We start from the raw sequence: 12,146 nt of genomic DNA, 5'->3' as shown, positions 1-12,146 counted from the left end.
AAGTTGGTCCATTGATCAGCGTTTCCCTTGTGATATTTGAGGAAATCTCGAAGACAGTCGAGAAAAAGGGAGCCTAGTTTTGGACATCGGCGCCGCCGCCGAACGAAGCGCTTAGCGACCGTCAAAGGCCCTACGCTCATTGATTCGGCGGTGGATCGACCGTTGCAGCACCGGTCCTACGTCATGTCCCCGATATCGGCACGCACCTGGGCGGACAAGGTCGCTGCCCACCGCGCAAAAAGTAACTTTGAGCGGGCGCACATTACGCCGCGTCGCGTACCCGCATGATCGTCTGACGGCTCGTGCCATACCGTTTCGCGAGACTCGCCACGCTCGCCCCCTCGCTCAAATGCTGGCGCACATCGTCTTGCTGTTCCTTAGTCAGCGCGGACGGACGGCCCATCGCCTTCCCTTCCGCCCTTGCTCGCGCGATGCCGGCTTGTGTCCGCTCTATCAGTAGATCTCGTTCAAATTCGGCCACGGCATTCAATACCTGCATCGTCATACGGCCGGCCGCGCTCGTCAGATCGACACCACCAAGAGCAAGGCAATGAATTCGGATGCCGCGATCTGCCAGCGTCTCAACGGTCTCACGCACATCCATCGCGTTACGACCAAGTCGATCAAGCTTGGTCACGATCAACACATCCCCTTCCTCCATCTTGAGGAGCAGCTCCGCAAACCCTGGTCGCTGTTGCGCGCTAACACTACCGGAGATGCTCTCCGTGACGACCCGACGCTTATCGACCGAAAAGCCGGCCGCCTCGATCTCGCGAAGTTGATTAGCTGCCGTATGGTCGGTCGTGCTGACGCGGGCGTATGCGAAGGTCCGGGACATGCTGCACTCTCAATATGTTCGAAAAGGATGTCCGAATCATACCTTATGTCCGGAAACAAGAAAGCCTTATTTTCGGACACTCCTGAACACCCATGTCCGTAAGGGATCGGTTTCGGACAACCGGAGCACGCAGCACGCACACTGATCACTTCGTATTTTGATCGGCTTCGTCGATCGAGCATCCACTCTTCGGGACGATTGGGCTGTCTGCCCCATTCGCTCACACCTCGAATCCTCCCGAGCGCCGGGCCAACTATGAAACTGCCTCGACCTCGGCTATGTCAGAATATTATTTGTCTTGCAGTCAGCGTAAATTTAGCTCAGCACGCGCCGTCAGCATCGAATTTTGCGAAACGATCTCGATTACAGGTGCGCTCTGTCACAAAAATAATCCTCAGAAGGGGCATGAACGATGGCGACCAGCGAATCAAAAATAATCTCGTACGTCATTAGATCAATACTGATCATTTGCTTTATCCTCGGCATCGCCGCATGCATATACGTTATTAGCAAAGGCAAGATGACAGATCGCGAATCTGCGATGCTCGGAATTTTGGTAACGATTCTATCGATACTAGCGTCATGGATAATTACAGATATGTATGGATCCGCTCAGTACAGGGAGAACATTCAAGAAGTCAAAGAGGAGCACAGAAACAATCTGCGCACCTACGCCCTCAAGGCAGCAGAGAAAGTCAACAATCTGTCAAACGAGCTCAACAGACTTTCGATATATCTTGAAGAAGAATTAAATTACACCGATTACAGAACAGTAGACGAAGAGCTTCTTGCCAAGGAAGAACGCATTGAAAGCGCCATCCATCTTATCCGAACGCTTAAATCCGTCAATGATACAGGTCTCAGTGATTGGGAAGGAGTTATTGGGGAGGAGCTTGACCAACGAAGAGAAGAGCAGCAAGAGAAGGAAGAAGCTCTTAAAGAGCTTGTCGAGCGTGTTGAATCTCTAATTGAGGATCGGCGACAAGACTCTCTTGGCAGCTTGAACGACGCGAATATCGTTCGACAAGAAGTCGAAAGTCTCAAGCACGAACTACGCTTCGCGACATTTCAGCTCGGCGAAGCAACTATCCCCCGGCGCATTCGCAAGAAGGAACCAAAACAAGAGGTACAAGCCATTTGCCCGGCATGTGGTAATAGCATCTCCTATCATCAACGCTCGTCACTGCGAAGCGTGAAGCTTGTTCCCTGCAAGGAATGTGGAACCAAACTCGTCTCACGGTATACCGGTGCAAGCGGCTTTTCACTGGTACCGCGCCAGGAAGAACCCGTGAAAGCCGTTTGCCCAAATTGTGAATTTCAGAATACTGTGTCTCTAGACAATTATCCGGGTTCGAGCATCACGACATCATGCTCGTCTTGTCACCATTCGTTTCGAGTAGTTCGCTCGCTTAACGCCGTGGAGGTTACACCAATTCGGGCAGCAACTACTCCGCCGCCACCCGCTGAGAAAATAGTGGTGAGTGACGAGGTTCTTGAGAAAGTTCGTCAATTGATGCCCGCTCAACCATGGCCAACAGGTATTCATCATCAAGTGGCAACCAAGCTCGGCATTCCGTCAGCCGACGTGAGGCGGGCCATTGAAGAGTTAATTAAGCGCCGAGTGTTCTTACTACAAATCGACGGAATTCTCTATGAAGCCAAAGGAACTTAAAGACAGCACGACAAACTATCGTTCGATTCCAACCTGAAGTATTATCACATCAGGTCTACAATGATCATATAAAATCGCTCAACCATTTGCGAGCCTCAGAGGGAAATATGCAAAGCAAATCCATGACATCCTCTGCAAGATTGGACACGCAAATCAGCCGACTCGATTTCTAACATCAACTCAAGGAGAGAATGCGTTGTTCGTTATTGCTGGCAGACGACTCGGATCAATCGACAACCGTCGTCACGTACGTAGTTGGTTTCGCATTCCTGATTGGCGCGACTCGTCGGCGTACCCATTAGCCTCGGTTAGTGGCGACAGATGGGCGTGGGAGTTCTTAAGGCGCAACGATGTGTTTTGTAAAGCTCAACAGCAATTTCACAATCGTCTTGCGCGCATTCCGCGCTCGCAGCGCCAGCAGTCACATCCCGAATTCGCAGAATATGAGAAATTCCTCACGACCTGGGGGATCGACTGTTGGTATCCGGCTGCTTGGATCTGGGGTTGGCCGGTAATATCTGACGGTGACGGTTCCCACCAATTCCTAGACATGGAGCTGGACGCGCCATGCGGCTTCATCAGCGGTCCGGTCGACTCGTCACGCTACTTTGACCGACCAATGCGGGACACTGAATACCGAGTAATCTTCGACGCCTCTATGCCGATTGCGCCGCAGCTCGCGCAGGTAAAAGCCATACTAGAGTTTCGACAATCGCAGCTGCCGACGGCACGGAAAGCTGTCCGCCCACGGTGGAATTTGTTACCTCGGTACTTGCGCGCATTCGACGGATTCCGAGCAATGACGGATCTCGGATTGTCCGAGGCTCAGGTATTGAACGAACTAGCGGATCAGTTCATGGGCGAAAAACTCCAAGTCGATGACATTGACTATGTTCAAGATGTGAGAAACGCCCTCGATGCAGCTCGCCGGTATATAGAACACGACTATCGAGTATTGCCGATCATGCGGGGTAGACCTGTGTCAAGTTAGAAGTCGAAGCGCTATAAATACAACGCGCCGAATCTGACGTTCGCGCTTTCGTGGAAATGAGGACACTGCCCTCGTGCCGTGCAGTCCCGCGCGGTTTCATTTCACCGGAGCGCACATGGAAGTACAAAAAAACGATCCTCCCGTCACTACGAATCGAGTAGTTCGCCTGCGTCCACTTACCGAGCGCATCGGATTAAGCAAAAGCGAAATTTATCGCCAAATTCAGGCCGGAACGTTTCCCCGGTCTATTTCGCTGGGTGTCCGCGCTGTTGGTTGGCTCGAATGCGACATCGAGGCGTGGCTCGCTGCTCGCGTAAAGCAAAGCGAGGCGCAATGACAAACACCGCAACTAGCGCGCGCGCAGCGGCACGCCGAGCGAAGAAGCAGGCCGACGCAGCTTTCTACGAAAGTGAGCTGACGCTCCAGCGCGAGAGGTTCGCCGAGGCGCTCGGGCGCAGCATTGACGAAGGTCGACGCGAGGCGGCTTGCTGGATCGCGGCGGCTGCGACGGTGTTCGAACGCGATGCCGAGCGTATTCCGTCTCGCGCCAAGCGCGCAGTCGAACTCCTCAAACACGCGGTTTTCATGCTCGATCCGAAGGCCCCGGCATGACGTCCCGTCAAAGTGACTTTGCCTTGGTGAAGGAGCGAGAAGTCTGCCTCGTTGTACCGCTTCCGCTGGCTCATCGCTCCCTCGATTTGCGCTTCGCGGCGGTGCGCAGTATCCTGTGCGAGTCGCTGAGACAACAGCGACCCGGATTGGCGTCCGGCAATCTCCAGAGGCGGATGACCGCCTCAGCGCGGTTTTTTTACGTCCGCACACTAAGCGCCTTCTACGGTCGGGCCTTGGTGGTGGAGCGCTCGCGCTCGCCGGTTTCCTCTGGGTCCGGTACGCCAACGCCGCCATGCGCCCGGCCACCTCAATTGGCGTTGAGGTCCGGGTGGTTCAACCCACCAGAGGAGGTCGCAATCCATGCGCCAGTCCACGCACGCCCGTACCGGGCAGCATTCCCACCTCATTCAATCCATCGTCCGCGCAGCACTGCGCGACGCGGCAACCGCCAGCACGTATCAGGACGCGCTCGACGCAACCGGCGCGGCACTGGCCGCGATCGCTGCGCTCGTCCGTGCGGAGGTGCGTCATGGCTGAGCTGCGCTGCAAGATTGGCGATCTGGCAATCGTCACGCAATGCGACGCTCGCGCGCGCATCGGCATGCTGGTCGAGGTGGCATCGGCGCGGCCGACGCCCGATCACGATTGGCGCGTGCGGATCTTGGGCGGTCCCGTCTCGGGGCGCAGCGTCTACGGTCGGCGGTTCGGCGAATTCACGCATGCAGCCGTCCACGACTGGAACCTCACGCCGATTCGCGGCGAAGCGGAGCTGGATTGCACGGTCGACGTCGGGCAACTCCTCGCGTCGATTCTGGAGGTGCGCCATGTCTAAATACCGCCTGCCGAATGAAGTCACGATGATCGCCATGTGTGCGGCCCATCAGTTCGCCCAGCTCGAAGCCCTGTTCGATGCCGTCCGTTCGCATCTTGCGGAGGGCACCTACGAGCGGGCGCTCGTCGACATGGGGCAAAGCGTCGCGAGCCGCTATTCGGCCGAAATGCGCCGTACTGCGCAGCCGGAGGTGTGCCATGACTGATCAGCGCATCCGAACCGCGGTTGTCGACGGATTCGACAACGCACCGCCTTTGGATACCGGCGCACCGATCGAGCTGCAATTCGCTGTCGACCTGGGCGCGATCTGCGCCGACGCATGGCTCGACCTGAAAGGCAACGTGCGGCTGCACGACTACGCGGCCCATCAAGCCGCCGCGTTCGCGCGCGGCATGGAAGCCGCCATGAAGGATGCGGGCGACGTCGACGCGCACCGCGTGACGATCAGCCGCCAAGCGTTCGCGGCCGGCCTGATGGGGCGCGTGCAGCAACATCTGTTCGCGGCGCTCGGCCTTGTCACGCGCGAACCGCGCACGACGCATTGAGGGGCGGCCATGGCAAAGACGAACAAGAATGCCGTGCAACCGCTCGCGTCGCACTTCGTGGCCGAGGTGAACCGTCTCGACCGCAACCGCATCGGCACGCGGATCAGTGACGCTATGGAGCTGCTGGACAGCCTGCATTGGGCGGCCGACAAGGCCATGTCCGATGACGACTACTGGCTCGTGCTGAGCCTGTTCCGCGCGTCCCTGCCGTCGATCGGCGCGGCGCTGGAGGCGGCCAACGACGCCCTTGGCGAGTCGCGGCTCGGCCGCTACGTCTACAGCAACGACGTCACGGCCGGCGGAGCGGTCCTGTCGGTGCCTCGCGCGGCCGGCTGACGCTCCGCCGCTAGGCATCGTCGCATCATTCAATTCTTCGCGCGTCGGGTAGCTGCTTGCCCGATATGGACTACTAATCGGAAGTCGACCGACGCGCGTCCAATGGGAACCTATGAGTAACGCACCTATGTCCGAATTCGAGCGGGCGAGAGTCGCGCTTGGCTATGTCCCGCCCGACGACCGCGACACGTGGCGTCAGGTGGGGATGGCGCTCAAGGCCGAGTTTGACGAGGAGGGCTTCGCCCTCTGGAACGAATGGAGCCAAGGCGCGCAGAACTACAACGGCAAGGACGCACGCGATGTGTGGAAGTCGTTCAAGGGCGGCAAGATCACCATCAACACGCTGTTTCACCTCGCCAAGCTCGGCGGCTTCGATCCGCGCGCGCATCGAGCCAAGCCGGTCGATCCAGCGAAACGCGGGCGGCAGAAAGCCGAACGCGCGGCCCGCGAAGCGGCTGAGCTGGCCGAGCTGACCGAGAAACAGCAAGCCGCGTCGGCGCTCGCCGAATCGATCTGGTCGGCGGCCGAGCCTGCGCCGGCCGATCACCCGTACCTCGTTCGCAAGCGAATTCCGGTCGACGCGCTGCGCGTCTATCGCGGCGGTTTGTGCATCGGCACGGCCGCGTGCGACGGAGCGCTCGTCATCCCGGCGCGTGACGCGGACGGCAAGCTGTGGACTCTGGAATTCATCCTGACGGACGGCCAGAAACGCTATCTGCCGAACGGCCGCAAGGCGGGCTGCTTCTCGCTGATCGGCGGGCCGGTATCGTCCACGCTGCTGATTGGCGAGGGTTACGCCACGTGCGCAACGCTCGCGGCCGCGACTGGCTATCCGGCCGCCGTCGCGTTCGACGCCGGCAACCTGCACGCGGTCGCAACGGCGCTACGTGGCCAGTATCCGGACGCCCGTATCGTAGTTTGCGCCGATGACGACCACACGACGAAGGGCAATCCGGGCGTGACGAAGGCCCGCGCGGCGGCCGAGGCCGTCGCCGGCATCTTGGCCGTGCCCGACTTCGGCTCGAACCGCCCGGCGAACGGGACCGACTTCAACGACCTGGCTGCGCACGTCGGCCCGGATGCGGTGGCCGCCGCCGTGCGTGCTGCGCTCGCGCCGGCCGGCTCGTCGGATGCCGGCAAGGGCAAGGCTGCACCGCCCGCTGCGAAGCCCGCCAAGCGCCCGAAAACGGCCCGCGCGCAGGACGGCAAGTCGCGGTTCGTCGTCGACGATAAGGGCGTGTGGTTTCACGGCTTCAACAATCAGGGTGATCCGCTCCCGCCGCATTGGGTCAGCACGCGGATCGACGTGATCGCGGAGACGCGGAACGAGATGAACAGCGAGTGGGGCTACCTGCTCGAATTCACCGACCGCGACGGCATCCTGAAACGGTGGGCGGTGCCGGCCGGCCTGTTTGCCGGCGACGGCACGGAGCTGCGGCGCATGCTGCTCGATATGGGCGTGAAGCTCGGCGTCACGCAGATCGCCCGCACGCAGATCGCGAACTATGTGCAGATGGCGCAGCCGGACGAGCGTGTGCGCTGCGTGCCGCGCGTCGGCTGGCATCACGGCGCGTTCGTGCTGCCCGATCGCGTCATCGGCACCGGCAAAGAGGCGCTGATCTATCAGGCTGATACGCCGATCCAGAGCCAGTTCAAGGAGCGCGGTACGCTGAACGACTGGCAACGCGAGGTCGCGGCCTACTGCGTCGGCAATAGCAGGCTGCTGTTCTGCGTCGCAACCGCGTTCGCTGGTCCGCTGCTGCACTTCTCCGGGCTTCAGTCGGGCGGTTTCCACTTGCTCGGCACGACGTCCAAGGGCAAGTCGACGGGCGGCGTCATCGCCGCGTCCGTGTTCGGCTCGCCGGACTATGTGCGGAGCTGGAAGGCAACCGACAACGCCCTCGAAGCCGTCGCGACACAACACAGCGACGCGCTGCTGATCCTCGATGAAATCGGGCAGGTCGAGCCGCGCTTGGTCGGCGATGTGATCTACATGCTCGCGAACGAGTCGGGCAAGGCCCGCGCGTCGCGTAGCGGCTCGGCAAAACCCGTTCTCACGTGGCGGCTGCTGTTCCTGTCGAATGGCGAAAAGAGCGTGTCCGCGCTGATGGCCGAGGGCAACAAGCCGATGAAAGGCGGTATCGAGGTGCGCTTGCCGGCGATCCCGGCCGAGGTCGGCGAAATGGGTGTCGTGGAGAAGTTGCACGGCTTCCCGACCCCGGCCGCGCTGATCGAGCATCTTGAGCGCCATGCAGGCATGCACTACGGCACGGCGGGGCCGGCCTTCATCGAGTGGGCGTCGTCGCAGGCCGGCGAGCTGGCCGAGCATCTGCGTGTTCGTGTCGATGAGCTGGTCGGGCAATGGGTGCCGGACGGCTCGCATTCGCAGGTTGCCCGCGTCGCTAAGCGGTTCTGCCTCGTTGCGGTGGCCGGCGAACTGGCGACGGCGCACGGGCTGACCGGCTGGCCGCAGGGCGAAGCGGTCGAGGCTGCGCGCCGCTGCTTCGAGGGCTGGCTCGAACTGCGCGGCGGTACGGGCAATTCGGACGAAGCGGAAGCCGTGCGGCAGGTACAGCATTTCCTCGCCGCACACGGCGACAACCGTTTCGTGTGGATGAACCGGGCGCAGGACGACCATCGGCCGAACGTGCCGCATCGAGCGGGCTTCAAGCAGCACGTAAAGCGCGACGAGCGCCGCACGCCCATCGCGTCGGATCGCGAGTATTACGCCGAGTTCGGCGGCAAGATGAGCGCCGACGATGCCGAAAGCGTCGAGACGGAATACCTGATCGAAGCGGCCGTGTTTCGCAAGGACGTGTGCGCCGGCTTCGATCACAAGATCGTCGCCAAGGCACTGATGAAGCGGGGCGTGCTGATGCCGCGTAGTGACGGCTATCCGTACCGGCAGGAGTACATCCCCGGCCACGGGAAATTCATGGTCTATCGCGTGCTGCCGTCCATCTTCACGCTTGAGCTGTGAAAGACGCCGCCGCCGTCCGGGAGGGCGGTGGCGGGCATTCCTTTGCGCGGCATTTTGGCCCGCGCGTCAAAGTTACTTTGAGCGATCCGCTCCAGATGGAACCGGGCCGGCGGCTGCCGCGATTCTTGCCGCCTCCGTAACAATCCCGGCCGGTTTATCTCCAGTATCTCCAGCGTTCTCCAAATCGTTTGGAGACACACGAAGCCTTACCCCATAAGGCTTTGCAGCCGATTCAGGCGTTTATCTCCAACTCTCCAACTCATTTTGCACTGAGCGGACAGGCGTCGACCGTCTGCGTCGACCGCGAAGCTAGACGGGGTGCGGCTCTCCGGGATTTGACGGGCGTCGGATGCGTGTTTTTGAGGGGGGTGTTCGCGATGCGCCCCGCTCGGGCATTGTTGCGCCGGCCGCAAGTGTCGGGGCGGCCGGAAAGCGGGGGACCCTGCGTCTAGGGCAAAGACGCGGGGGCTCACACCCGCGTCTTTTCTCTACCCCCGACACGCCAAGGGGGGTCATATTCATACCGACATGCAGGGGACCAGCAGTGCGGTGCCAACTGTGAAAAATCGGTGGGAGGTGCGCGGCAAGGGGGTCATACGCGTGGTGGCACGGGTTTATCTTGCAGCCGCGATCGGGATGATCTTCGCCCCACCCTGTTTGTCGAGATAGTCCGCCCACCACTGCATCATGCGATGGCGCTCGGACAGATACTCGGCGTGGTTGTATGCCGCCCGCACACCGTCCTGCTCGGAGTGGGCGAGCTGACGCTCGATCCAGTCGGAATTGAAGCCCTTCTCGTTCAAGATCGTTGAGGCAAGACCACGGAACCCGTGCCCGGTCATGCGACTGCGATAGCCCATCCGGTATAGCGCGTACAGGATCGTGTTCTCGCTCATCTGCTGCAACGGTCTACGGCTGTTCGGGAACAGCCAGCGACGGTGGCCCGTCAGCGCGCGTAGCTCGGAAAGCAGCGCGATCGTCTGGTCAGCGAGCGGCACGATATGCACGCGGCGCATCTTCATCTTCTCAGCCGGAATTCGCCACTCTCGGCGCTCCACGTCGATCTCTGTCCACTCGGCCTGCCGCAGTTCGATCGTACGAACGAACGTCAGTGCCAGGAATCGCAGAGCGAGCCGTGTCTCCGGCTCGCCCTCATATGCAGCGATCGAGCGAAGCAGCTCCGGCAGCTCGCTTTCGCCGACTCGGGCCATATGCTTGACGGGCACTGCCTTCAATGCGCCTCGCAGGTCCGGCGACGGATCTCGCTCGGCACGGCTCGTTGCAACGGCATAGCGAAAAACTTGGCCGCATGTCTGCAACGTCTTGCGCGCAGTCTCGAACGCCTCTCGACCTTCGATTCGTCGAATGACCGCGAGCAAATCCGGTGCGCCGATCGAAGAAATCGGACGCTGGCCGATCAGGGGAAACACCTCGCGATCGAGCTGTTTCTTGACTCGGTTCGCGTGCGAAGCGCTCCATGTCGCTTGCTGCGCCTCGTACCACTCCAGCGCGACAGCCTCGAAGGTGTTCTGTGCGGCAATGGCGCGAGTCTGCTTCTCGACGTCACGCTCGAACGCAGGGTTCTTCCCTTCCGCTAACAGCCGCTTCGCTTCGTCACGCCTCGACCGAGCATCGGCGAGCGACGTCGCGGGATAGTCGCCGAACGTCAGCAGGTTTTCTTTGCCATTGAACCGGTATTTGAGCCGCCATTTCTTCGAACCACTGGAGCGCAGATCGAGATACAGGCCGCCGCCGTCGAAGAGTTTGTTTCCCCCGGCCTCATCGAATCTAGCGTTGCGGCACTTGGCGTCGGTAAGAGGTTTGGTTTTCATTGTTCGTCGGGGGTACGGCATACCCCCAAATCCCGGAAGTCATACCCCGAATCTTACCCCCAAATTTTGGGGATGCCCCGGCCTCTCACGGGACGTCCTGAAACAAAAAACCCGCGTCAGCGCTAGGCTGGACGCGGGTTTTGGGACTTCCGGGTACTACTTGAAACTAGTGTTTGGTGCCGGCTGCAGGACTCGAACCCGCCACCTGATGATTACAAATCAACTGCTCTACCAGATGAGCTAAGCCGGCGTAAGCGCGAGATTCTACCTCATTTCACGATCTTGAGGCGAGGTCTGCTGCCACCTTTCGAGCCGTCGCCGTCGGTTTTCGGCGGTTCGTCGGCGCCTTCGGACGGTTCCTCGTTCGCGCCGCTGTCGGCGACCGGCGTCAGCACGGCAGGCGACTCGTCGCGCTGCACGTCATCCGCCTGCGCAGCCTCTTCGTCGAACGTGCCCGAATCCTCGCCTTCACCTGCGACCGCATCGACCTGGAACGCCATCCCCTGCCCGTTCTCGCGCGCATAGATCGCGAGCACGTTGGCCACCGGAATCTCGATCTTGTGCGCCTTCCCGGAGAACCGGGCAGTGAACTCGATCCACTCGTTGCCCATCTGCAACTGGCTCGTCGCCTCGAAGCTGATGTTGAGCACGATCTCGCCGTCACGCACGAACTGACGGGGCACGCGCGTCGAGTTGTCGACCCTCACCGCGATATGCGGCGTGTAACCGTTATCGGTGCACCACTCGTACAGCGCGCGCAGCAGATAAGGCTTCGTTGAAATCTCTTGCATCACAATCCTCGAACCCGGAGCGGGCGCGCGGCACGCCGCGCCGCCCTCTCCGTCATGCCCTATTGCATCATCAACGACGCATGACCTTTTCGGACGGCGTCAGTGCTTCGATATAGGCCGGACGGCTGAAGATCCGCTCGGCGTACTTCATCAGCGGCGCGGCGTTCTTCGACAGTTCGATGCCGTAGTGATCCAGACGCCACAGCAGCGGCGCGATCGCGACGTCGAGCATCGAGAACTCTTCGCCGAGCATGTACTTGTTCTTCACGAAGATCGGCGCGAGCTGCGTCAGGCGATCGCGGATCGCGAGGCGTGCCTTCTCGTGATTCTTCTCCGCTGCCTTGCCCTTTTCGTTCTCGAGCGTGCTGACGTGAACGAACAGCTCCTTCTCGAAGTTGAGCAGGAACAGGCGCGCGCGTGCGCGCTGCACCGGGTCGGCCGGCATCAGTTGCGGATGCGGGAAGCGCTCGTCGATGTACTCGTTGATGATGTTCGATTCGTACAGGATCAGGTCGCGCTCGACCAGGATCGGCACCTGACCGTACGGGTTCATCACCGAAATGTCTTCCGGCTTGTTGAACAGGTCGACGTCACGGATCTCGAAGTCCATGCCCTTCTCGAACAGCACCAGCCGGCAACGCTGGGAGAACGGGCAAGTTGTGCCGGAATACAGAACCATCATATTTGCGTTTCCTCAAAAAAGCCGAGGGCCGGCAC

General features: G+C 60.5%; 14 protein-coding genes and 1 tRNA gene. 10 read left to right on the top strand and 5 right to left on the bottom strand.

Annotated features, from left to right (window positions below):
- Positions 1 to 262 precede the first annotated feature (262 nt).
- Positions 263 to 838 carry a recombinase family protein gene (locus BBJ41_RS12000; protein ID WP_069746581.1) on the bottom strand — a complete coding sequence of 192 codons (576 nt, stop codon included), beginning with the start codon at positions 836 to 838 and terminating at the stop codon, positions 263 to 265.
- 520 nt (positions 839 to 1,358) lie between these two features.
- Here BBJ41_RS12000 and BBJ41_RS40355 point away from each other — a divergent pair.
- The 10 genes from BBJ41_RS40355 to BBJ41_RS11970 all read left to right on the top strand — a co-directional run bounded on the left by BBJ41_RS40355 (position 1,359) and on the right by BBJ41_RS11970 (position 8,806).
- The gene (locus BBJ41_RS40355) at positions 1,359 to 2,510 is read left to right on the top strand and encodes an AAA family ATPase (RefSeq protein WP_156814773.1); all 1,152 of its coding nucleotides are present in this window, start codon (positions 1,359 to 1,361) and stop codon (positions 2,508 to 2,510) included.
- 196 nt (positions 2,511 to 2,706) lie between these two features.
- Positions 2,707 to 3,501 carry a transcriptional regulator domain-containing protein gene (locus BBJ41_RS42090; RefSeq protein ID WP_418222231.1) on the top strand — a complete coding sequence of 265 codons (795 nt, stop codon included), beginning with the start codon at positions 2,707 to 2,709 and terminating at the stop codon, positions 3,499 to 3,501.
- 115 nt (positions 3,502 to 3,616) lie between these two features.
- Entirely contained in the window at positions 3,617 to 3,838 is a 222-nt protein-coding gene (locus tag BBJ41_RS38940; RefSeq protein ID WP_083281855.1) for a helix-turn-helix transcriptional regulator, read from the top strand.
- Positions 3,835 to 4,113: a hypothetical protein gene (locus BBJ41_RS11995; protein WP_069746580.1), complete on the top strand. Its 279-nt coding sequence runs from the start codon at positions 3,835 to 3,837 to the stop codon at positions 4,111 to 4,113. Before BBJ41_RS38940 ends, BBJ41_RS11995 begins: the two co-directional genes overlap by 4 nt.
- Before the next feature lie 360 nt (positions 4,114 to 4,473).
- Positions 4,474 to 4,650, top strand: coding sequence for a hypothetical protein (locus BBJ41_RS40350; protein WP_156814772.1), 177 nt, complete (start codon positions 4,474 to 4,476; stop codon positions 4,648 to 4,650).
- Positions 4,643 to 4,945: a hypothetical protein gene (locus tag BBJ41_RS11990; RefSeq protein WP_069746579.1), complete on the top strand. Its 303-nt coding sequence runs from the start codon at positions 4,643 to 4,645 to the stop codon at positions 4,943 to 4,945. Before BBJ41_RS40350 ends, BBJ41_RS11990 begins: the two co-directional genes overlap by 8 nt.
- A complete protein-coding gene (locus tag BBJ41_RS11985) occupies positions 4,938 to 5,150 on the top strand; it encodes a hypothetical protein (protein WP_006765346.1) in 213 nt (70 codons plus the stop codon). The genes BBJ41_RS11990 and BBJ41_RS11985 overlap by 8 nt, the downstream gene beginning before the upstream one ends.
- Complete coding sequence (locus tag BBJ41_RS11980) at positions 5,143 to 5,490, top strand: hypothetical protein (RefSeq protein WP_069746578.1); 348 nt, start codon at positions 5,143 to 5,145, stop codon at positions 5,488 to 5,490. Before BBJ41_RS11985 ends, BBJ41_RS11980 begins: the two co-directional genes overlap by 8 nt.
- A gap of 9 nt (positions 5,491 to 5,499) precedes the next feature.
- The gene (locus BBJ41_RS11975) at positions 5,500 to 5,826 is read left to right on the top strand and encodes a hypothetical protein (RefSeq protein WP_069746577.1); all 327 of its coding nucleotides are present in this window, start codon (positions 5,500 to 5,502) and stop codon (positions 5,824 to 5,826) included.
- Between the two features lie 127 nt (positions 5,827 to 5,953).
- Positions 5,954 to 8,806 carry a DUF927 domain-containing protein gene (locus BBJ41_RS11970; protein ID WP_069746576.1) on the top strand — a complete coding sequence of 951 codons (2,853 nt, stop codon included), beginning with the start codon at positions 5,954 to 5,956 and terminating at the stop codon, positions 8,804 to 8,806.
- A 614-nt stretch (positions 8,807 to 9,420) separates the two neighbouring features.
- Here BBJ41_RS11970 and BBJ41_RS11965 read toward each other — a convergent pair.
- The 4 genes from BBJ41_RS11965 to BBJ41_RS11950 form a co-directional block, all read right to left on the bottom strand.
- A complete protein-coding gene (locus BBJ41_RS11965) occupies positions 9,421 to 10,638 on the bottom strand; it encodes a tyrosine-type recombinase/integrase (RefSeq protein WP_069746575.1) in 1,218 nt (405 codons plus the stop codon).
- 174 nt (positions 10,639 to 10,812) lie between these two features.
- A tRNA-Thr gene (locus BBJ41_RS11960) sits at positions 10,813 to 10,888 on the bottom strand.
- A 19-nt stretch (positions 10,889 to 10,907) separates the two neighbouring features.
- Entirely contained in the window at positions 10,908 to 11,429 is a 522-nt protein-coding gene (locus BBJ41_RS11955) for a ClpXP protease specificity-enhancing factor (RefSeq protein ID WP_069746574.1), read from the bottom strand.
- A 70-nt stretch (positions 11,430 to 11,499) separates the two neighbouring features.
- Positions 11,500 to 12,111, bottom strand: coding sequence for a glutathione S-transferase N-terminal domain-containing protein (locus BBJ41_RS11950; RefSeq protein WP_006400565.1), 612 nt, complete (start codon positions 12,109 to 12,111; stop codon positions 11,500 to 11,502).
- Between the last annotated feature and the right edge of the window lie 35 nt (positions 12,112 to 12,146).

It is taken from the genome of Burkholderia stabilis (assembly GCF_001742165.1).
In the GTDB taxonomy this organism is placed as follows: Bacteria; Pseudomonadota; Gammaproteobacteria; order Burkholderiales; family Burkholderiaceae; genus Burkholderia; species Burkholderia stabilis.
This window is presented reverse-complemented; position numbering and strand designations above follow the sequence as displayed.

Bases quoted from the DNA above. Each gene is read 5' to 3' on its own strand.
- BBJ41_RS12000 (WP_069746581.1), bottom strand. From the start codon at position 838: ATGTCCCGGACCTTCGCATACGCCCGCGTCAGCACGACCGACCATACG.
- BBJ41_RS40355 (WP_156814773.1), top strand. From the start codon at position 1,359: ATGACAGATCGCGAATCTGCGATGCTCGGAATTTTGGTAACGATTCTA.
- BBJ41_RS38940 (WP_083281855.1), top strand. From the start codon at position 3,617: ATGGAAGTACAAAAAAACGATCCTCCCGTCACTACGAATCGAGTAGTT.
- BBJ41_RS11995 (WP_069746580.1), top strand. From the start codon at position 3,835: ATGACAAACACCGCAACTAGCGCGCGCGCAGCGGCACGCCGAGCGAAG.
- BBJ41_RS40350 (WP_156814772.1), top strand. From the start codon at position 4,474: ATGCGCCAGTCCACGCACGCCCGTACCGGGCAGCATTCCCACCTCATT.
- BBJ41_RS11990 (WP_069746579.1), top strand. From the start codon at position 4,643: ATGGCTGAGCTGCGCTGCAAGATTGGCGATCTGGCAATCGTCACGCAA.
- BBJ41_RS11985 (WP_006765346.1), top strand. From the start codon at position 4,938: ATGTCTAAATACCGCCTGCCGAATGAAGTCACGATGATCGCCATGTGT.
- BBJ41_RS11980 (WP_069746578.1), top strand. From the start codon at position 5,143: ATGACTGATCAGCGCATCCGAACCGCGGTTGTCGACGGATTCGACAAC.
- BBJ41_RS11975 (WP_069746577.1), top strand. From the start codon at position 5,500: ATGGCAAAGACGAACAAGAATGCCGTGCAACCGCTCGCGTCGCACTTC.
- BBJ41_RS11970 (WP_069746576.1), top strand. From the start codon at position 5,954: ATGTCCGAATTCGAGCGGGCGAGAGTCGCGCTTGGCTATGTCCCGCCC.
- BBJ41_RS11965 (WP_069746575.1), bottom strand. From the start codon at position 10,638: ATGAAAACCAAACCTCTTACCGACGCCAAGTGCCGCAACGCTAGATTC.
- BBJ41_RS11955 (WP_069746574.1), bottom strand. From the start codon at position 11,429: ATGCAAGAGATTTCAACGAAGCCTTATCTGCTGCGCGCGCTGTACGAG.
- BBJ41_RS11950 (WP_006400565.1), bottom strand. From the start codon at position 12,111: ATGATGGTTCTGTATTCCGGCACAACTTGCCCGTTCTCCCAGCGTTGC.